18 protein-coding genes and 2 riboswitches are annotated in these 19047 nt (G+C 66.3%); of the genes, 7 read left to right on the top strand and 11 right to left on the bottom strand.

What is annotated here, in order from left to right; genetic code table 11:
- Positions 1-351 precede the first annotated feature (351 nt).
- From mog to GPICK_RS04565, 11 genes are all read right to left on the bottom strand, one after another.
- Positions 352-858 carry a molybdopterin adenylyltransferase gene (gene mog, locus GPICK_RS04515; protein ID WP_039740847.1) on the bottom strand — a complete coding sequence of 169 codons (507 nt, stop codon included), beginning with the start codon at positions 856-858 and terminating at the stop codon, positions 352-354.
- Positions 855-1337, bottom strand: a complete 483-nt coding sequence (moaC, locus tag GPICK_RS04520; protein ID WP_039740848.1) for a cyclic pyranopterin monophosphate synthase MoaC — start codon at positions 1335-1337, stop codon at positions 855-857. Before moaC ends, mog begins: the two co-directional genes overlap by 4 nt.
- 13 nt (positions 1338-1350) lie before the next feature.
- A complete protein-coding gene (locus tag GPICK_RS04525; protein ID WP_039740849.1) occupies positions 1351-2568 on the bottom strand; it encodes a molybdopterin molybdotransferase MoeA in 1218 nt (405 codons plus the stop codon).
- 228 nt (positions 2569-2796) lie between these two features.
- Entirely contained in the window at positions 2797-3447 is a 651-nt protein-coding gene (locus GPICK_RS04530; protein WP_039740850.1) for an ATP-binding cassette domain-containing protein, read from the bottom strand.
- A gap of 5 nt (positions 3448-3452) precedes the next feature.
- Positions 3453-4139 carry an ABC transporter permease gene (locus tag GPICK_RS04535; RefSeq protein WP_039740853.1) on the bottom strand — a complete coding sequence of 229 codons (687 nt, stop codon included), beginning with the start codon at positions 4137-4139 and terminating at the stop codon, positions 3453-3455.
- Positions 4140-4148: 9 nt separating this feature from the next.
- Positions 4149-4958 (bottom strand): substrate-binding domain-containing protein, encoded by an 810-nt coding sequence (locus GPICK_RS04540; RefSeq protein ID WP_039740855.1) that lies wholly within the window; start codon positions 4956-4958, stop codon positions 4149-4151.
- A 17-nt stretch (positions 4959-4975) separates the two neighbouring features.
- A complete protein-coding gene (locus GPICK_RS04545) occupies positions 4976-5353 on the bottom strand; it encodes a molybdenum cofactor biosynthesis protein MoaE (protein WP_039740858.1) in 378 nt (125 codons plus the stop codon).
- A gap of 140 nt (positions 5354-5493) precedes the next feature.
- A riboswitch (molybdenum cofactor riboswitch) is annotated at positions 5494-5614 on the bottom strand.
- A gap of 100 nt (positions 5615-5714) precedes the next feature.
- Entirely contained in the window at positions 5715-6557 is an 843-nt protein-coding gene (locus GPICK_RS04550; protein WP_039740859.1) for a HesA/MoeB/ThiF family protein, read from the bottom strand.
- A gap of 4 nt (positions 6558-6561) precedes the next feature.
- Entirely contained in the window at positions 6562-6786 is a 225-nt protein-coding gene (locus GPICK_RS04555; protein ID WP_039740860.1) for a MoaD/ThiS family protein, read from the bottom strand.
- Between the two features lie 74 nt (positions 6787-6860).
- On the bottom strand, positions 6861-8591 hold the full coding sequence (locus GPICK_RS04560) for an aldehyde ferredoxin oxidoreductase family protein (RefSeq protein ID WP_039740861.1): 1731 nt from the start codon (positions 8589-8591) through the stop codon (positions 6861-6863).
- A 28-nt stretch (positions 8592-8619) separates the two neighbouring features.
- Positions 8620-8738, bottom strand: a riboswitch (molybdenum cofactor riboswitch).
- A 38-nt stretch (positions 8739-8776) separates the two neighbouring features.
- Entirely contained in the window at positions 8777-9940 is a 1164-nt protein-coding gene (locus GPICK_RS04565) for an iron-containing alcohol dehydrogenase (RefSeq protein WP_039740862.1), read from the bottom strand.
- A 522-nt stretch (positions 9941-10462) separates the two neighbouring features.
- Here GPICK_RS04565 and GPICK_RS04570 point away from each other — a divergent pair.
- From GPICK_RS04570 to gltA, 7 genes are all read left to right on the top strand, one after another.
- A complete protein-coding gene (locus tag GPICK_RS04570; protein ID WP_039740864.1) occupies positions 10463-10690 on the top strand; it encodes a ribbon-helix-helix protein, CopG family in 228 nt (75 codons plus the stop codon).
- Between the two features lie 53 nt (positions 10691-10743).
- Positions 10744-11562, top strand: a complete 819-nt coding sequence (locus GPICK_RS04575) for an electron transfer flavoprotein subunit beta/FixA family protein (RefSeq protein WP_039740865.1) — start codon at positions 10744-10746, stop codon at positions 11560-11562.
- 11 nt (positions 11563-11573) lie between these two features.
- Positions 11574-12890: an electron transfer flavoprotein subunit alpha gene (locus GPICK_RS04580; RefSeq protein WP_039740867.1), complete on the top strand. Its 1317-nt coding sequence runs from the start codon at positions 11574-11576 to the stop codon at positions 12888-12890.
- A 15-nt stretch (positions 12891-12905) separates the two neighbouring features.
- The gene (locus tag GPICK_RS04585; protein WP_039740868.1) at positions 12906-14885 is read left to right on the top strand and encodes a (Fe-S)-binding protein; all 1980 of its coding nucleotides are present in this window, start codon (positions 12906-12908) and stop codon (positions 14883-14885) included.
- The gene (locus GPICK_RS04590) at positions 14882-16222 is read left to right on the top strand and encodes a radical SAM/SPASM domain-containing protein (RefSeq protein WP_052263281.1); all 1341 of its coding nucleotides are present in this window, start codon (positions 14882-14884) and stop codon (positions 16220-16222) included. The genes GPICK_RS04585 and GPICK_RS04590 overlap by 4 nt, the downstream gene beginning before the upstream one ends.
- Positions 16223-16522: 300 nt before the next feature.
- Complete coding sequence (locus tag GPICK_RS04595; RefSeq protein WP_039740870.1) at positions 16523-17377, top strand: sulfide/dihydroorotate dehydrogenase-like FAD/NAD-binding protein; 855 nt, start codon at positions 16523-16525, stop codon at positions 17375-17377.
- Entirely contained in the window at positions 17370-18776 is a 1407-nt protein-coding gene (gltA, locus tag GPICK_RS04600; RefSeq protein WP_039740873.1) for an NADPH-dependent glutamate synthase, read from the top strand. The genes GPICK_RS04595 and gltA overlap by 8 nt, the downstream gene beginning before the upstream one ends.
- Positions 18777-19047: the final 271 nt, after the last annotated feature.

The raw sequence follows: 19047 nt of genomic DNA on the forward strand, positions 1-19047 counted from the left end.
TCCGTCATCCCATGGTTTATGATCTGCCGTTGTCGAGCACGTAATAATATTCGGTTTGTGAATGACCGTGTACCCCTATTCCTTGAATGGGAAGAGGTCTGGCCAGTTGCTAGCAAGTTGTTTACCAATAATGTCAAAAAAAGTCATCAAAAATAAAACTTGGTTTGATAAATTCTAGCCTAAAGGGTTACGGATGACTGAAAAGTGTGATGGGCGGGGAGAGTCGATCGTGATGAAATAAAAAAAAATCCCCCGAGGATTTCGGGGGACAGGGCGTCCGGTGCGCGTTGGGGTGAGAGGGAGAGGGTGAAGGGGGAGGGCGGAAAAGAGGGGATTGGCCGCGCTCCCCGGTTATTTGGCCGAATCCGTCGCCGGCGGAGCGCAGTCGCGGGTGTCCCCCTGGATCTTCTCCACGGCGTGAGGAACCGCCGGCCAGACCGCCTCCAGGTTCTCCACGGCCCCCCGGGGGCTCCCCGGCAGGTTGATGATGAGGGTCGCCTTGCGGATGCCGGCCACCGCCCGGGAGATCATGGCATGGGGGGTCTTCTGGAGGCTGCGCATCCGCATCACCTCGCCGAAGCCGGGGATGAGGCGGTCCAGGATCTTCACCGTGGCGTCGGGGGTGACGTCCCGGGGGGAGACGCCGGTGCCGCCGGTGGTGAGAATCAGGTCGAATTCTCCCGAGTCGGCCCAGTTCCGGAGCGTCTCCTCGATCAGCGCCGCTTCGTCGGGGATGATGGCGGTCCGGACGGTTTCGGCACCCCGTTCCGCCAGCCAGGAGACGAGCGCCGGGCCGCTGGCGTCGGTCCGTTCGCCGCGGGAGCCCTTGTCGCTCAGGGTGAGGATTGCTGTCTTCATGCCGGTTCCTCCCGTTGCCAGGTGCCGCTCTTCCCCCCTTCCTTGAAGAGGAGGCGGATCTCGCCGATGGTGATCCCCTTGTCGGCACCCTTGCACATGTCGTAGATGGTGAGGGCCGCCACCGCAGCCGAGGTCATCGCCTCCATCTCCACCCCGGTCCGTTCGAAGGCCCGCACCGTCGCCTTCACCGTAACGGTACCGGTGGCGGGGTCGGTATCGAACTCCACCGCGGCATGGTGGATCGCCAGCGGATGGGAGAGGGGGATCAGCTCCGGGGTCCGCTTGGCGGCGGCGATGCCGGCGAGGCGCGCCACCCCCAGGACGTCCCCCTTGGTGGTCCGGCCGGCCAGGAGGTCTGCCAGCGTCTCCGGCTTCATGGCGACGGTGGCGGCGGCGGTGGCGGTGCGCAGGGTCGGCAACTTGCCGCTCACGTCCACCATAACGGCCCGCCCCTTGTCATCGAAATGGTTGAACGACATGGGGGCTCCTTTCTTATCCTTCCAGCATCTCTACTTCGTTGCCGAGGAGGTGCATCTCGACCTCGGTGCCGGCCGGCACGCGGGACGCCTCCCCGGGGAGGACGACGAGGCCGTTGGCGCGGACCATGGTCTTGAGGATGCCGGTATGCTGATCGCCGGAGGTGGAGGCGACGTAGGTGCCGTTTTCCACCGTCACCCGCACCCGGAGGAAGTTGATCTTCCCCGGTTTTTTGCGCGCCTCTTCCTTGAGGACCGCCTTCACGAACGGCTTCAGCACCCGGCGGTGTCCCATCATCTTCAGCAGGGCCGGCCGGACGAACTCCTCGAAGGTGACCATGGTGGAGACCGGGTTGCCAGGGAGGGAGAAGACCGGCTTCGCCCCGAAGATGGCAAAGGCGGTGGGGCCTCCCGGCTTGATGTCGATCTTCCAGAAGACCTGCTCCACCCCCAGTTCGGCCAGGACGTCGCGGACCAGGTCCCGGTCGCCGGCGGAGACCCCGGCGGAGGTGATGAGGGCATCGGCCCGGAGCCCCTCGGTCATCTTTTCCCGGTGGCTCTCCCGGTTGTCGCGGGCGATGCCGAGGATGACCGGTTCGGCGCCGCATTCGCGGACGGCGGCCGCCAGCGACAGGGTGTTGGAGTTGACGATTTTTCCCGGCACCGGCGGCTCTCCCAGCTCGATCAGTTCGTCACCGGTGGAGAGGATGGCGACCCGCGCCCTGCGGTAGACCGGGACGATCGCCTTGCCGAAGGAGGCGAGCATGCTGATCTCGGGGGGGCGGATGAGGGTGCCGGCCGGGATGATCACCTCGCCGGTCGCCACGTCCTCCCCCTTGAAGCGGATATGCTGACGGGGGGAGACCGGGGCGGTCACCGTCACGGTCTCGCCGCTCCCTTCGGTCTCCTCCACGGGGACCACGGCGTCGCAGCCGGGGGGGAGGGGGGCCCCGGTCATGATCCGGATGGCGCACCCCGGCTCCACGGCGCCGCAGACCTCGCCGCCGGCCGGGATGTATCCCGTCACCTTCAGGGAGAGGGGGGTGACGGTGCAGTCGGCGGCGCGCACGGCAAAGCCGTCCATGGCCGAGTTGTCGCAGAGAGGCATCTCCCAAGGCGCGACGATATCCTCAGCGATGACGCGGCCGAGGGATTCCAGCACCCCGACCCGCTCGACCCCCAGGGGGGCGACGCGGCCGAGGATGATGCGGCGGGCTTCCTCAAAGGTTGGCACGGCTTGCGGACTCCTTTGTCGATGAACGTGATGCGGCAGTCGAACACTGTCGCAGGGAGTACATGAGGCATATTTCGTCGTAATTCTTGGCGAAATGTAGCGTCCGCAGTCGATCCTGTCCGAACCCGCAGGGTGAGTTGATCGGCTGCAGCGAAATGAGCCTAGAATTACAGAAATAGGCCATTAGTACGAGTGAAGGCAGTGTTCGACTGCCGATTATCCGGCCGGTCAGGCGAACTCTCCCCCCACCAGGTGGAGCCGCTCCCCCCCGAGGCGGCCGGGATGCTCCGGGTCGTGGGTGGTCATGATGACCGTGGTTCCACTGCCGGGAAGCGAGACGATGACCCGTTCGAGGAGCTCGCAGGTTTCCCGGTCCACGTTGGCCAGGGGCTCGTCCAGCAGGAGCACCGTCGGCTTCAGCACCAGGGCGCGGGCCATGGCGACCCGCTGGCACTCGCCGCCGGAGAGTTCCCGCGCGCGGCGGTGGTCGAACCCAGTCAGCCCCACGAGGGCCAGGGCCTCCTCCACCCGCCGGCGCCGCTCGTCTCCCCGGATCCCCCGCACCTTCAGCCCGAAGGCGACGTTGGCGAAGACGCTGCCGTTGAAGAGGTACGGCGACTGGTGCAGCAGCGTCACCTGCCGGCGCAGGGGGAGAAGCGTTCCGTTGGTCCAGCGGACCGGTTCGCCGCCGAAATGGAGCTCCCCGGACGTGGGGGGATCGAGGAAGGCGAGAAGGGTGAGGAGGGTGGTCTTCCCCGAGCCGTTGGCCCCGGTAAGAGTGTAGAGTTTTCCCGCGGCGAGCGCAAGGTCGTCGATGGCGAGGACGGTGCGTTCCCCGTGCTTTTTGCGGATGGCGTTCAGGCGGTAGAGGGGGGGCATGGCGGTCACCTCTGCTGGAGGAGGTTGAGGAAGAGGTTCACGAGGAGCGCCACCCCCATCAGGATGAGCCCGAGGGCGAGCCCCAGGGCGAATTCCCCCTTGCCGGTCTCCATGGCGATGGCGGTGGTCATGGTCCGGGTGTAGCCGCGGATGTTCCCGCCGAGCATCATCGCCACCCCCACCTCCGCCACCACCCGTCCGAAGCCGGCGATGACCGCCGCCATGATCCCGAAGCGGAGCTCCCGCACCAGCAGGCGGACGCTCTGGAAGGGACCCGCCCCCAGGGTGAGGGCGGTGGGGACGATGCGGGGATCGGCCCCCTTGACGGTCCCCAGGGTGTAGTTGGCTACGATCGGGATGGCGAGGATGGTCTGGCCGATAACCATCGCCTTGGGGGTGAAGAGGATTCCCAGTTCCCCCAGGGGGCCCTGCCGGCTGATGATGCCGTAGACCGCCAGCCCCACCACCACCGTCGGCAGCGCCATGAGGGTGTTGAGCAGCGTGATGACCGCGCGCCTGCCGGTGAACTCGGTGATCCCGACGGCCACCCCGACCGGCACGCCGGCCAGGGTGGCGAAGAGGATCGACCAGAGGGCCACGCTCAGTGACGTCGAAACGGCGTTGAGCACCTCCGGGTCGAGGGAGGCGATCAGGTCGAGGGCGGTGCGGAAGGTGTCGGAAAGAAACGCCACCCCTGCTCCCTACTTCTTGTAGACGAAGAAGACTGGCTCGCCGTGGGCCTTGTAGCCGGTGATGATCTTCTGCCCCTCGGGGCCGGTGACGTAGTCGATGAATTTCATGGCCAGGTCATGCTTCACGTGGGGGAACTTCTTCGGGTTCACGGCAATGACCCCGTAGGGATTGAAGAGTCCCTTCTCCCCCTGGAAGGCAATGACGAGATCGGTCTTCTTTCCCTTGTAGGCGTTGTAGGTCCCGCGGTCGGCCAAGGTGTACCCCTGCCGCTCGGTCGCCATGGTAATGACCGGCCCCATTCCTTGGCCCGCCTCGATGTACCATCCCCCCTTCGGCTGGACGCCGGCGGCCTGCCACAGCTCCTTCTCCTTGATGTGGGTCCCCGACTTGTCCCCCCGGGAGATGAAGGTGGCCCCCTTTGCGGCGATGAGCTTCAGCGCCTCGGCCGCGGTCTTCGCCGTGGCGATGCCGGCCGGGTCGCTCTTCGGACCGATGATGACGAAGTCGTTGTACATGACATCCCGGCGGTTCACGCCGAAGCCGTCGGCCACGAACTTGTCCTCCAGCTTGCGGGCATGGACGAAGACCACGTCCACGTCCCCCGCCTCGCCGAGCTTCAGCGCCTGTCCGGTGCCGACGGCCACCACGTCCACCTTGCAGTGGTTCTTCTGCTCGAAGGGTGGAAGGAGCACCGACAGGAGTCCCGAGTCCTGGGTGGAGGTGGTGGTGGACATCTTGAGGCGCTCTTCCGCAGAGGCCGCGCCGCAGAGGACCACCAGCGTGACGATGGAGAGGAATAGGGTGCGTAGCGATTTCATGAAACCTCCGTATCTTCTCAGTCGCGTTGTTCTTCCTTCTTGATGGTTGTCATTTTTTTGAGCCGGGCGATGCCGTCCTGGCATGCGCCAAAGGCATCGGAGCTGTTGGGGGAGCTGGCTGCCACCAGGGAGATGATCTCCCCCACCCGGAGGCGGCCGGTCCGCCGGACCAGGAGCACGTCTTCCAGCGTCCACTTCCCCTGGAGCTCGGCGGCAATTACTGCCAGTTCTCCCTCGGTGTCCCCCTCAGCCCGGTAGTCGATGCAGGTGGTCGGCCGGTCGCCGTTGGCTTCCTTGACCACCGCGTAGTGAAACACCACCGATCCGGAACGGTCCTTCCCGATGGCGTCATAGAGCTCCGAAGGATTGATGGGGGTCGAGGTCACGCAGATCATGATGGTGTCTCCCGCGGTTGGAACTATACCATTGTTTTCAGTTTCTTGAAGCAGCGGAAGCCGTGACCGGCGAAGGATCGTCTGCCGACGGCCGAAAAAAGGGCCTCTCTCCCAGATGGAAAGAGGCCCCATACCCCACGAAGGCGTATCAAGCGTTCTCCTTTCCAGAAGGGAGGCCCCGCCGTTTCCAGCGGCACCCGTTGGCCGCAGACCGTGGGGCTGGTGCCCGGTAGGTGTGACGGCTCGGAGAATGAAATTAATTGATTTTCTATGAATCCTGCTTATGCCGTCTTCGGCGCGCCCTGTCAATTCAAAACTGGGAAATGCCACTATCGACGGTGGGTTGCATCGCAGGGTGGCCTCACGCCCCCACCGCCGCCGGCGCCGGTTCGAGCGGCACCTCGCTGAATTCCATGTCGAGAAGGTTCATGAAGATCATCCGGTTGCGGAGCGATTCGCCTTCCCCCAGGAGGATCTTGCACGCCTCGGCCACCTGGAGGCTCGCCACCGTGGCCGGGGTGAACGAGGGGTTGCCGAGCCGCGTTTCCACCCCTTTCGGCTCCGACCAGCCGCCGAAGAGGTAGGGCGAGAGGTCGTCCCCCGGAAGTTGGGAGGCGACCTGTCCGTACCAGCCGCCGATGGCGCCGTGTACCAGGGGGATGGAGAGCGTGCGGCAGCTCTCCGCCAGCTCCAGGCGGGTGGCGATGCTGTCGAGGCCGTCCATCACGATCTGGGCGCCGGCAAGCAGTTCGTGGCCGTTGTCGCGGGAGAACGCCTCCTGGCGCGCGGTGACGGTGACGGCGGGGTTGATCTCGGCCACCCGGGCCGCGGCGACCGCCGCCTTGGGCCGGCCGAGGAGGGCGGGGGAGGAGAGGATCTGGCGGTTCAGGTTATGCTCCTCGAAGATGTCGGGATCAATAACCACCAGGTTTCCGACTCCGAGACGGGCCAGTTCCTCCACCAGGTACCCCCCCAGGCCGCCGCTGCCGATGATGACCGCCCGGCTGCGGAACAGGCGCAGCTGCTTTTCCACGGTGATGGTCTGGCGGTTGCGCTGGTAGCGGGCCGGCATGAGGCCACGGGCGAGGGCCGCCTCCTCCACCTGGCCGACGGTGAGGCCGAACCGCGCGGCTGCCGTCGCCTGGGCCGCCCAGGGGAGAAGGTCCGCCGTGGCCGCTGCCGTGATGAAGTCGTGGAGATCCATGGCGCTACCCCCCTCCCACCAGGGGGAAGAGCGACAGGATGTCGCCGTCGAACAGCCGATGATCGAGCTTGGCATGCCGGCTGTTGACCAGCACGATGCCGACCTCCCGTTCCGGGATCTTCAGCTCGCCGGCGATGTCTGCCGGGGTGATTCCGTCCCGGTACTTATTGGTTGTCGCGGCAAAACGCCCGACACGGAACATGGCGAAAAGTTTTACGGTGATCTCCATGGCTTTTACCTCGATAGCCGGGGGGCTGATTTTTTACTGTTACCCCCTCGCCCTGCGGGAGAGGGGGGAGGGGGTTAGAAGTTCCAGAACTCGTCGATCTCTGCGTCGGTGAAGTCCCACACCGCGTTGTGGGGGGCCACCGGCTCGAGCCTGAAAAACTCCGGCAGGCGGTCGTGCTCCTTGGTGAACCCGGCCTCGATGTTGAACTGGTGCTCCACCTTCAGGATATGCTTGCCGAGGTTGGTCACATCGTCGCCGGTGAGGTTGATGCCGAAGCGGGCGTTGATCATGTCGATCAGGGCCGGGAGGCACTCCGGGATGTCCAGGGCCGGGAAGGCGACGAAGATGCACATGCCGGTGGAGTCCACCGCCGCCGTGGCGATCTGGAGGTTGCGGGAGAGCTCCACCTGCCCCTCCTTCTTCAGCGGGTCCACGAAGCCGCCGACGTTGAGGATGTTGGTGGCGATGGTGTAGCCGGCGGTGTGGTCGGCCCCCATGGTGCTGGTGGCGTAGGTGATGCCGATCCCCTTCACCGAACGGGGGTCGTAGGCCGGAATCCCCTGGTTCTTCACCACCGGCACCCGGGTGACGCCGTAGGCCCTGCCGACGGCGCCCGCCCCGCCGCCGAGGATCCGGCCGAGGGGGGTCCCCCTGCCGATTTCCTCCGTGAGGATGCGAATGATCCCCTTGCTGTCGCCGAAGGGGAGGATGCCGGCCTCCATGGCCACGCCGAACATGACGGCGGTCTCGATGGAGTCGATGCCGATGTCGTCCATGAGGTTGTCGGCCACGGCGATGTCGTCCAGGTCGTCGATGCAGCAGTCGGCGCCGAGCCCCCAGATGGTCTCGTACTCGAAGCCGGAGGTGACGTATTTCCCCTCCTTGTCGTGGTAGACCTGGGAGCACTGGATGATGCAGCCGGCGTGGCAGCCGTGCTTCGGCTTGCCGCCGCGGGCGACGATGGTGTCGTGCATGGTCTCGCCGGAGATCTTGTCGTGGCCGTCGAACTGGCCCGCGGTGAAGTTGCGGGTCGGCAGCCCCCCCGCCTCGTGGAGGATGTTCACCAGGACGTTGGTGCCGTAGGTGGGGAGTCCCTCGCCGCTCACCGGGTGATCCAGGAGCGCCTTGGCGAAGGCCCGGGCGGCGGTCTTGAACTTCTCCGGATCGGCGATGGGAACCTTGGGAGCACCCTGGTCGTCGATGGTGATGAACTTGATCTTCTTGGAACCCATGACGGCGCCGAGGCCGCCGCGGCCGTGGCTGCGGATCTTGCTGTCCGGGTCCTTGACGGAGATGTTGGCGGCGGTCATTTTCAGCTCGCCGGCCGGGCCGATGGTGAGGATGCCGGTCTTCTTCCCGAGACGGGCCTCCAGGGCCTCGATGACGGCGAAATTTCCCTTGCCGAGCAGCTCCGTCTCTTCCTGGATGGCGACGCCGTCCAGGGAGACGTGGAGGCTGTACCAGGCGTCGGCCTTGGGAATTCCCTCGATGATGAGCGCCTTGATGCCGAGGCGGGCGAGCATCTGGGCCGCGGTGCCGCCGGCGTTGCTCTCCTTGATGGTGCCGGTCAGGGGGCTCTTGGCCCCGGCGGAGAGGCGGCCGGAGTTGGCGGCCGGTGTGCCGGTCAGGAGCCCCGGGGCGAAGACCAGCTTGTTGCTCGGCCCCAGCGGATGACAGGTGGGTGGGACTTCTGCGGCGACGATGGTGGAGGTGAGGCCGCGGCCGCCGAGCCCCGCCCAGGCGGCGGGCACCGCCTCGGTCCTGGTGCTCAGGTCGGCCATGTTGACGCGAATGATCTTATCCATGAACGATATCTCCCTTTCTCTCGATGCGGTTAGTCATAATTGTTCTCCTTTCCGAAAGGGAGGCGCCGCCGTTTCCGGCGGCACCCAGTGGCCTTGAGCCGTGAGGATCTCCTGTTAGGCTCGGCAGGCTCGGAGAGTGTGCTTGTATCTGCCGCTGCTCCGGTGCGCGAAAGCGGCAGCCGTTCTTACATTGCCGCCTTGTAGATGCCGACCACGCAGTCCAGGGTGGCGATGCGGGGGTTGGTCAGCATGCAGGCGTCCTTCATGGCGTTTTCGGCCATGATGCGGAGGTCGGTTTCCTTCACGTTGAGCGCCGTGAGTCCCGCGGGGATGCCGATGTCGCTGGAGAGCTTGCGGATGGCGGCGATACCCTTGGCTGCGGCATCAACGTCGGAGAGCCCGTCGATGTTCTCGCCCATGGCAACGGCGATGTCGGCAAAGCGCTTCGGGTTGGAGATCATGTTGAACTCGCAGACCGACGGAAGCAGGATGGCGTTGCAGACGCCGTGGGGGAGGTTGTAGAAGCCGCCGAGCTGGTGAGCCATGGCGTGGACGTAGCCGAGGCTGGCGTTGTTGAAGGCCATGCCGGCCAGGTACTCGGCATAGGCCATCTTGTCGCGGGCTTCGAGGTTCTTGCCGTTGGCCACCGCCGGGCGGAGGTAGTCGGCGATGAGGCGGATTGCCTGAAGGGCGCAGGCGTCGGTGATGGGGGTGGCGATGGTGGAGACGTAGGCCTCGACCGCGTGGGTGAGGGCGTCCATGCCGGTGGCGGCGGTCAGCGGTGCCGGCTTGCCGACCATCAGGACCGGGTCGTTGATGGCGATGTTCGGGGTGCAGCGCCAGTCGACGATGGCCATCTTCACGTGGGTGTCGGTGTTGGTGATGATGCAGAAGCGGGTCATCTCGGATGCGGTGCCGGCGGTGGTGTTGATGGCGACGAAGGGAGGCATCGGCTTGGTGGACTTGTTAACCCCTTCGAAGTCACGGATGTTGCCGCCGTTGCCCATCACGAGGCCGACCCCCTTGGCGCAGTCGTGGGAGCTGCCGCCGCCGAGGGAGATGATGGAGTCGCAGCCGTTCTCCTGGTAGACCTTGACGCCGTCGTGGACGTTGGTGTCGGTCGGGTTCGGCTCGGCGCCGTCGAAGATGACGACCGCAACGCCGGCGGCTTCCACCTGCTGCTTGATCTGGTCGGCCATCCCCATGGCCGAGATCCCCTTGTCGGTCACCAGGAGTGCTTTCTTCGCGCCGAGCGCCTTCACCTGGGCGCCGGTCTCCTTGGAGGAGCCGACCCCCATGAGGGTTACCGTGGGGATGAAGAAACCGAACGTTTGATCTGCCAGTGCCATGTGTACTTCCTCCTTTGTGTTGTGGGCGGCGGTGCCGCCGCGGTGGTTGGTTCGACCGATGCTGCGGATGACGGTTGTGCATACGGCTTTGTAGAACGATTGTTTTATTGCTTTGGCAAGTCGCATACCAACTGATTCGAGTCGCTCTGGCGATTCGAGCTAATGCTTTGAATTTGTTCGAAATTGCAGGTTAAAATCGACGAGATAGCTCCGAATAACGAATACGCATTTTTTTAACGCCGTTCTGCATTGACGCATACGAATGTTCCGTCCTGGAACGGCTGTGACGTTTTGGAACGGCATCCGCCGCTCTCCCCACCCCGGTCCCCCGCGTCTTCGCCCCACTTCCACAGAATCCGAAAAGCCTTGCCGTCTGCGGGGTTGCCCCGCTACAGGGGGAGCGTTGCGCCGCGTCGACAGCGGCATTGGTACTGAACTTGCCAAGGCCCTGTCACCGGCTGGCGCAGGAAGGCCGGCCGCCGGGGCGTCGGGCTCCACTAGATACAAATCGGGGAGGAAACAATGGGGAAATCGGTTTACGTGAACACCAAGCCGACGATCGTCTCGGTGCGGGTCACCGACGAGCAGATGGAGGGGATCAGGCGGCTCATGGAGACAACGAAGAAGAGTGCCTCCGACATCATGCGCGAGGCCTTCGGCATGCTTGCGGAGAAGCTGGAGCGGTCGGAGCGGCTCGATGCCATCCGGACCGCGGCCGCGAAGTACGCCGAGGCCCGCCGGGAATCCTGATTCCGTAGCATCGCCACTCGCCCGCGGATTCGCATCGCAAGGGAGGTTCATTCATGCTCGCCATCGCCTGCATCAAGCAGGTACCCGACACGACCCAGGTTCAGATCGACCCGGTTACCAACACCCTGGTGCGGGAGGGGATCCCGTTCATCGTCAACCCCTACGACACCCACGCCCTGGAGGAGAGCCTGCGGGTGAAGGACCGCTACGGCTTTCGCTCCGTGGCGCTCTCCATGGGCCCCCCCAACGCCGAGGCGGCGCTGCGCAAGGCCCTCGGCCTCGGCGTCGACGAGGCGATTCTCTGCTCCGACCGCTGTTTCGGGGGTGCCGACACCCTCTCCACGAGCAACGTGCTGGCGGCGGCCATCCGGAAGATCGGCGAGGAGAGCGGCGAGGAGGTGGGGATCGTCTTCTGCGGCAAGCAGACCATCGACGGCGACACCGCCCAGGTGGGGCCGGGGATCGCGGTGCGGCTCGGCTTCACCCAGCTGACGCTGGTGGACCGGATCGAGGCGCTGGACGTGGCGGCGCGGCGGATCCGGGTGCGGCGCAAACTGGAAGGGCGGTACGAGATCGTGGAGGCGCCGCTGCCGGTGCTGATCACCGTGGTGCGGGAGCTGAACCGCCCCCGCTACCCGAGCGTCCCCATGCGGCTCGCGGCGCAGAAGGGGGCGGTGAAGGTCTGGGACAACGGGATGCTGCAACTGGATGTGAGCAGCGTCGGCCTCAAGGGTTCCCCCACCTGGGTGAGCCGGATCTTCTCCCCCCAGCGCGACAAGGGGGAGATCGTCGGCGACGGGATCGGCGACCCGGAAGGGACGGCGCGGCTTCTGATCGAACAGCTGCTGGCGAAGGACCTGCTGGCGGTGTAGGGGGAAGGGACATGAGCGAACCGAAGAAACCGAAGAGACCACGCGGCAGGGCCTGCCTCGTCGCCGGGAAGTGCATCGCCTGCGGCGCCCGCTGCCAGAGCGTCTGCCCGGTGGACGGCATCGAGATGGACGATTCCGGAGAACCACGGATCCACCCGGACAAATGCATCGGCTGCGTCAAGTGCGTGAAGGGCTGCCCGGGGAACGCCCTGGAGATGTTCTACACCCCCGAAGAGCTGGCAATCCTCGCCACCTTCGAGAAGGGGGCGGGAGAGGTCGAAGAGGCGGACGAGGACGAGCGGCTCCGGCGTGAGGCGATTGCCGCCTACCACGGGGTCTGGGTCTTCGTGGAGCAGACCGAGGGGGAGCCGGCGCGGGTCTCCTGGGAGCTGATGGGGGTCGGAGCCCAGCTGGCGCAGAGCCTCCAGACGGAACTCTGCGCCGTGGTCATCGGCGAAAACGTCGAACACCTCTGCCACGAGGCCTTCGCCCACGGCGCCTCGAAGGCCTACCTGCTGGACCAGCCGGTCTTCCGGCACTACCGGACCGAGGCGTACCTGGAGGCGTGCTGCACCCTGATCGGCACGTACCAGCCGGAGATCGTCCTCATGGGTGCCACCGGCATGGGGCGCGACCTGGCCGGCGCCGTGGCCACGCGGGTCAAGACCGGCCTCACCGCCGACTGCACCGGGCTCGACGTGGACGACAGGCGCAACCTGCGCCAGACCCGCCCCGCCTTTGGGGGGAACATCATGGCCACCATCATGTGCGACCGGTTCCGTCCCCAGATGGCCACCGTTCGTCCCCACGTGATGCCGCTCCCCGAGCGGCAGGCAGGGGCCACGGGGGAGATCGTGCGGGAGGAGATCCCCCTCGCCGAGGCCGACATCCTGACCAAGGTGCTGGAGATCATCCGGGACAAAAAAGCGGGGGAGGTGGACATCGCCGGGGCGGAGTTCATCGTCTCCGGAGGGCGGGGGATGATGGCGAAGGAGAACTTCGGGATGCTGCAGGAGCTGGCCGACGAACTGGGTGGCGTGGTGGGTGCGTCGCGCAGCGCCGTTGACGCGGGGTGGATGCCCCACGAGCGGCAGGTTGGGCAGACGGGGAAGACGGTGCGTCCGAAGATCTACATCGCCTGCGGGATCTCGGGAGCGATCCAGCACCTGGTGGGAATGCAGGACTCGGACCTGGTCATCGCCATCAACCGTGACCGTGAGGCCCCGATCTTCGACGTGGCCACCTACGGCATCGTGGGGGATCTCTTCCAGATCGTCCCGGCCATCACCTCACAGCTCAAGCAGCTGAGACAACCAGCCAACCACTAGACCGAGGTTTTCATCATGCAGCCGAATTCCGTCGTCTTCACACCGATTCTCATCGTATCCATCCTCTTCTTCTGCTGGAGCCTCTACCGCCGGCTCGGCCTCGTCGCCCTGGGGCGTCCTGGCGGAGGTGGGGTGGAGATCCTCCGGGGAGTCCGGGAGCTCCTCCTCTACGCCTTTGCCCAGAAGCGGGTCGTGAGCCGTCCCTTCGGCGTGAACCACCTCGTCATCTTCTGGTCGTTCGTCATCCTCTTCGCCGCCAATATCGACTTCATGCTGGCGGGCGCCTTCCCCTCCCTGGGGCTGGAGCGGCTGCCGCCCTTCCTTGCCCGCCCCTTTCTGGGGCTCTGCGACCTGGCATCCCTGGCGACCCTCGGGGCGGTCATCGTGGCCCTGGTGCGCCGGACCACGGCCCCCCCCTATCCCGGGGGAAAGAGCCTGGAGGCCTACGCCATCCTCATTCTGATCGCCCTCCACATGCTCGGCTTCTTCGGGGTGAACGGCGCGGCCATCGCCCTGGAGCGGCAGCCGGCGGCGCCGTTCATGCCCGTGTCGTCGCTGCTGGCAGTGGGGCTCGACACCCTGGCACCGGAGGAGATCGAGATTCTCGGCCTCGCCGCGTGGTGGACCCACGCCGCCGCGCTCCTGCTCTTCATCACCGTCCTGATCCCCTACAGCAAGCACCTCCACATCGTCACCGCCATGGTCAACTGCTTCCTTCGTCACCCCGGCCCCTCCGTGCCGGCGGCGGAAGCGTTCGCGGAGGGAAACACCTTCGGGGCGGGGGAGGTGACCCGGCTCTCCCGCCGGGACCTCCTCGACACCTTCGCCTGCGCCAAATGCGGCCGCTGTCAGGAAGTCTGCCCCGCCGCCGCCACCGGCAAACCCCTCAATCCGCGGCGGGTCGTGGAGGATATCCGTCTGAATCTCCTGGCCAACGGGGCGCTCCTGAAGCGGGGAGGCGTGGCGACGGTTCCCCTCGTGGGGGGGGATGGGGAGGGGAGCGTCGCCGATGATGCCGTCTGGTCCTGCACCTCCTGCGGCGCCTGCCGGGAGGCATGCCCGGTCTTCGTCGAGCACCTGCCGAAGCTGGTGGGGATGCGGCGCCACCTGGTGGAGATGGAGGCGAAGTTCCCCGAAGAGCTCCTGAACCTCTTCGAGAACGTGGAGGGGCGTTCGAACCCGTGGGGGATCGCCCCCACGGAGCGGACCAAGTGGACTTCCCACCTGGACGTGAAGCCGTTCGAGGCGGGGAAGACGGAATATCTTCTCTACGTGGGGTGTGCCGGCTCCTTCGACTCCCGGAGCAGGCAGGTGACGGTGGCCCTGGCGCAGATCCTTGACCGGGCCGGGGTGTCGTGGGGGATCCTCGGCAAGGACGAGAAGTGCTGCGGCGACAGCCTGCGGCGGCTCGGCAACGAGTACGTCTTCGACCGGATGGCCCGGGAGAACGTGGCCCTGTTCAGGGAGCGGGGGGTGACCAGGGTCATCACCCAATGTCCCCACTGCTTCACGACGCTCAGGAACGACTACCGTCAGTACGGGGCGGAACTGGAGGTGATCCCCCACGCCGAGTTCCTCCAGGGGCTCATCGCCGAGGGACGGCTTCCCCTGGAGGGCGGATTCGCCGGCCTCGGCACCGTGGTGTTCCACGACTCCTGCTACCTGGGGCGGCACAACGGCGTCTACGGGGCGCCGCGGGAGGTGATCCGCCGGGTGACGGGTGCCCCCCCCGCTGAACTGGAGCGCAACCGGGAGAAATCGTTCTGCTGCGGCGCCGGCGGCGGCCGGATGTGGATGGAAGAGCGGTCCGGGAGCCGCATCAACCACAACCGGATCGACGAGGCGCTCCGCGTTTCGCCCGATACCATCTGCGTTTCCTGCCCCTACTGTATGACCATGCTCGAAGACGGCCTCAAGGACCGGCAGGCGGGGCAGACCCGGGTGAGGGACATCGCCGAGGTGGTGGCCGAGGGGCTGCGGAAGGAGGCGACATGACCGTGAACAACCTGGCGGCATCTCCAATGGATGCGCCGACCGTCGCCCCCGCGTTTCGCGAGCACCCCACAAGGCTCTTCGTCGAGTCCACCAGCCGCTGCAACCTGGGGTGCGTGATGTGCATGAAACAGGCGCCCGGGTGCGGCATCACCGACGGCGATCTCCAGCCGGCCACCTTCGCGGCCCTGGAGCCCGCGTTCCCCAACCTGGAGGCGCTGGTGCTGAACGGTGTCGGCGAGCCGCTCCTCACCCCCGGGCTGGAGCAGTTCATCTCCCGCGCCCGCACGCTCATGCCGGCCTATGGCTGGATCGGGTTCCAGAGCAACGGGCTCCTGATGACGAATATCAGGGCAGTCTCCCTGGTCAATGCCGGAGTCGACCGGGTCTGCCTCTCCATGGACGGCGCCTCCCCCGACACGTTCCGGGCGATCCGCGAGGGGGGGAAGCTGAACGATCTCGAATGGGCCCTCTCCGCCCTGACCTCCGCCAAGGTGGGGTGCGGCCGGCCCGACCTGGAGATCGGGGTGGAGTTCGTCCTCATGCGCGAGAACCTGCGGGAGCTGCCGGCAGCGCTCCGGTGGGCCGCCGCCCGCGGGGTCACCTTCGCCCTGGTCTCCCATGTCCTTCCCTACGACGAGGCCCATGCGGGGGAGTGTGCCTACGACCTCTGCACCGACGAGGCCCTCTCCCTGTTCCACGTCTGGAAGGACAAGGCCGAACTCGCCGGGGTGGCGATCCACCGCTACTACGAACTCCTCTTCCGCTTCGACCGCACCCCCGAGGAGCAGCGGATCGTCAGCTTCGTGGAGGCGATCCGAACCGATGCCCAGAACCGTGGCATCACGCTCGACCTGAAACGGCTCTTCGCCCTGGACTACGGACGGCTCGCCGACCTGGCCGAGGTCTTCGAGGAGGCGCGGGAGGTGGCGCGGGAGACCGGGCTGGATCTCCGGCTCCCCCAGGCGGCGCCGCGGGAGCGCAAACAGTGCCACTTCGTGGAGCAGGGTGGGGCCTTCGTCTCCTGGGACGGCGGGGTGCACCCCTGCTACTACCTCTGGCACCCCTGCCGCTCCTGGGCCACGGGCTGGCTCCACCCGGTCCGGCCGCGGCTCTTCGGGAACCTGGTCGAGCGGGGGATCCTCGATATCTGGAACGGCGCGGAGTTCCGCGCCTACCGGGAGAACGTCCTGCGCTACGACTACCCCTACTGCCCCGGCTGCTCCTTCGCCCCCTGCGACTACGTCCAGGCCGAGAACTTCGAGCAGGACTGCTACGTGAACACCGAGCCGTGCGGGAGCTGCCTCTGGAGCGCGGGGATGTTCCAATGCCTGTCGTGAGCGGGGCTTGACCTGAACCCGGAGCAATCGGATTCGCATCATCCTGGGCGTCCGTAGATCTTCCCCTCACCCGGCCATCGGCCACCCTCTCCCCGCGGGAGAGGGTTAGAGTGCTCCCCTCGCCCTGAGGGAGAGGGGCTGGGGGTGAGGGGACGGAGAGATGTCCCGGCGAAAGTCGTGAGCGGCCACATTTTTTCCGAAGAAAGCAATTCGTTTACGTTATAGCCTGTGCTTTTGTAATGCTACGCGTTTTTGCGGCGGTCCTTCCGCCGCCATCCCACTGCTGAAAGGTTTCATCCAATGTTCGAAATCCTCGAAAACGAAATCCTGGCGCCGAATCTCCACCGGCTGGTGGTGAAGGCGCCGCGCGTGGCGAGCGCCCGCAAGCCGGGGCAGTTCGTCATCGTCCGGGCCGACCGGGGTGACGAGCGGATCCCGCTGACCATCGGCGACGCCGATCCGGCCGCCGGGACCGTCACTCTCTTCATCCAGGCCATCGGGGCCTCCACCCGCAAGATCGTCGACATCCCCGTGGGGGGGGCGCTCCGCGACGTGGCCGGCCCCCTGGGGCAGCCGACCCACATCGAGAAGTGGGGCCGGGTAGCCTGCATCGGCGGCGGGGTCGGGACGGCGGTCCTCTTCCCCCTGGCCCGGGCCCTGGCCGAGGCGGGGAACGAGGTGACCACCATCATCGGCGGCCGTTCCGACAAGTATGTGATCCTGGCCGACGAGCTGGCGGCTTTCTCCTCCGAGGTCCTCATTACCACCGAGGACGGGAGCCGCGGCCGCACGGGGTTCGTAACCCACGCGCTGAACGATCTGATCGCCGATCCGGCCCGCAAGCCCGCGATGGTCGTCGCCATCGGACCGGTGCCGATGATGCGGGCGGTGGCGGAACTGACCCGCCCCCACGGCATCGAGACCGTGGTGAGCCTGAACCCGATCATGATCGACGGCACCGGCATGTGCGGCGGCTGCCGCGTGGTGGTGGGGGGAGAGTCGAAGTTCGCCTGCGTCGACGGGCCGGAGTTCGACGGCCACCTGGTGGATTTCGCCGGCCTGAGCGACCGGCTCACCACGTACCGCAGCTTCGAGGAGCAGGCCCGCCATGCCGCCACCGAGTGCCGGCTTGCGAAGGAGGTGGCCAATGGCTAACGATCTCAGCATGAAAGAGCGCCTCGCCCTCGGCCGGGTCCACATGCCGGAACTGGACGCAGCCGTCCGGAGCCGGAACTTCGAGGAGGTGAACCGGGGCTTGGGCCTGGATGAGGCGGTGCAGGAGGCGAAGCGCTGCATCCAGTGCAAGCACCGCCCCTGCGTGGAGGGCTGCCCGGTGGGGGTCTCCATCCCCGAGTTCCTCGACGCCCTGGCGGCGGAAAACCTCCCCGAGTCGGCCCGCATCCTCCAGGGTGACAACGCCCTGCCGGCGGTCTGCGGCCGGGTCTGCCCCCAGGAGACCCAGTGCGAGGCGAAGTGCGTCCGCGGGGTGAAGGGGGAGCCGGTGGCCATCGGCTACCTGGAGCGCTTCGTGGCCGACTGGGCCATGTGCAACGCGGAGAAGCTCGCGAAGACCGGGCTTCCCCCCTCCACCGGCAAGCGGGTGGCGGTGGTCGGCTGCGGCCCGGCCGGGCTCACCGCCGCCGGCGAACTGGCCCGGGCCGGACACGGCGTCACCATCTTCGAGGCGCTCCACGACACCGGCGGGGTGCTCCGCTACGGCATCCCCGAGTTCCGCCTCCCCAAGGAGATCATCGACGTGGAGGTCTCCCGCCTTGTTGCCATGGGGGTGGAGATCGAGTGCAACGTCATCGTCGGTAAGACCCTCACCCTGGGGCAGCTCCGGGAGGAGTTCGACGCGCTCTTCATCGCCAACGGCGCCGGGCTCCCCACCATGCTCAACATTCCGGGGGAGAACCTGAAGGGGGTCTACTCGGCCAACGAATTCCTGACCCGGGTGAACCTGATGGAGGCGGGGAGAAACCCCAATGCCTCGACGCCGATCATCGCCGGGCGCCAGGTGGCGGTCATCGGCGGCGGCAACACCGCCATGGACTGCGTCCGGACCGCCCGCAGGCTCGGCGCGGAGCGGGCCATGATCGTCTACCGCCGCGGCGAGGCCGAGATGCCGGCCCGGGTGGAGGAGATCAAGCACGCCAAGGAGGAGGGGGTGGAGTTCGTCATGCTCACCGCGCCGCTGGAGATCATCGGCAACGACGCGGGATGGGTCGCGGCGCTCCGCTGCCAGCGGATGGAACTGGGGCCGCCGGACGAGTCGGGGCGCCGCAAGCCGGAGGCCGTGGCCGGGTCGGAGTTCGACCTGCCGGCGGAGGTGGTGGTGAACGCCGTCGGCACCAGCGCCAACCCGCTTCTCACCGCCACCGCCCCTGCACTGGAGCTGAACCGCTGGGGGAACATCGTGGCGGACGAAGCCGGCGCCACCAGCATCCCCGGCGTCTACGCGGGGGGTGACATGGTGCGCGGCGGGGCCACCGTCATCCTCGCCATGGGTGACGGCAAAGGTGCCGCCGCTGCCATCAACAACCACTTGGCCTGAGATTCCGCCTGACTTGGCGCAATAAAGCCGCCCCCGTCCGCATCGTGCGACGGGGCGGCTTTTTTTTGTGGTAATTTTGCCTGAAAGCAAGACGTTAGTTTTTCTGGTCTGGCTTATTGTAGGTGACAGAGAAAGAGCCGGGGTGGAGTGCAGGGTCGGGACTTGCGTGTGCCTTTCACACCCGCAGCGGCAGGATGTATGCGTTAGCATGGCTAATAAAGTTTGGACAAAATTTTATCAATATTAAATCTGTCGACACTTTTAATTTGAC

The organism is Geobacter pickeringii (assembly GCF_000817955.1).
Lineage (GTDB): Bacteria > Desulfobacterota > Desulfuromonadia > Geobacterales > Geobacteraceae > Geobacter > Geobacter pickeringii.

Bases quoted from the DNA above. Each gene is read 5' to 3' on its own strand.
- GPICK_RS04530 (WP_039740850.1), bottom strand. From the start codon at position 3,447: ATGCCCCCCCTCTACCGCCTGAACGCCATCCGCAAAAAGCACGGGGAA.
- GPICK_RS04545 (WP_039740858.1), bottom strand. From the start codon at position 5,353: ATGATCTGCGTGACCTCGACCCCCATCAATCCTTCGGAGCTCTATGAC.
- GPICK_RS04590 (WP_052263281.1), top strand. From the start codon at position 14,882: ATGACCGTGAACAACCTGGCGGCATCTCCAATGGATGCGCCGACCGTC.
- mog (WP_039740847.1), bottom strand. From the start codon at position 858: ATGAAGACAGCAATCCTCACCCTGAGCGACAAGGGCTCCCGCGGCGAA.
- GPICK_RS04580 (WP_039740867.1), top strand. From the start codon at position 11,574: ATGAGCGAACCGAAGAAACCGAAGAGACCACGCGGCAGGGCCTGCCTC.
- GPICK_RS04595 (WP_039740870.1), top strand. From the start codon at position 16,523: ATGTTCGAAATCCTCGAAAACGAAATCCTGGCGCCGAATCTCCACCGG.
- GPICK_RS04575 (WP_039740865.1), top strand. From the start codon at position 10,744: ATGCTCGCCATCGCCTGCATCAAGCAGGTACCCGACACGACCCAGGTT.
- GPICK_RS04555 (WP_039740860.1), bottom strand. From the start codon at position 6,786: ATGGAGATCACCGTAAAACTTTTCGCCATGTTCCGTGTCGGGCGTTTT.
- GPICK_RS04550 (WP_039740859.1), bottom strand. From the start codon at position 6,557: ATGGATCTCCACGACTTCATCACGGCAGCGGCCACGGCGGACCTTCTC.
- moaC (WP_039740848.1), bottom strand. From the start codon at position 1,337: ATGTCGTTCAACCATTTCGATGACAAGGGGCGGGCCGTTATGGTGGAC.
- GPICK_RS04540 (WP_039740855.1), bottom strand. From the start codon at position 4,958: ATGAAATCGCTACGCACCCTATTCCTCTCCATCGTCACGCTGGTGGTC.
- gltA (WP_039740873.1), top strand. From the start codon at position 17,370: ATGGCTAACGATCTCAGCATGAAAGAGCGCCTCGCCCTCGGCCGGGTC.
- GPICK_RS04565 (WP_039740862.1), bottom strand. From the start codon at position 9,940: ATGGCACTGGCAGATCAAACGTTCGGTTTCTTCATCCCCACGGTAACC.
- GPICK_RS04585 (WP_039740868.1), top strand. From the start codon at position 12,906: ATGCAGCCGAATTCCGTCGTCTTCACACCGATTCTCATCGTATCCATC.
- GPICK_RS04560 (WP_039740861.1), bottom strand. From the start codon at position 8,591: ATGGATAAGATCATTCGCGTCAACATGGCCGACCTGAGCACCAGGACC.
- GPICK_RS04570 (WP_039740864.1), top strand. From the start codon at position 10,463: ATGGGGAAATCGGTTTACGTGAACACCAAGCCGACGATCGTCTCGGTG.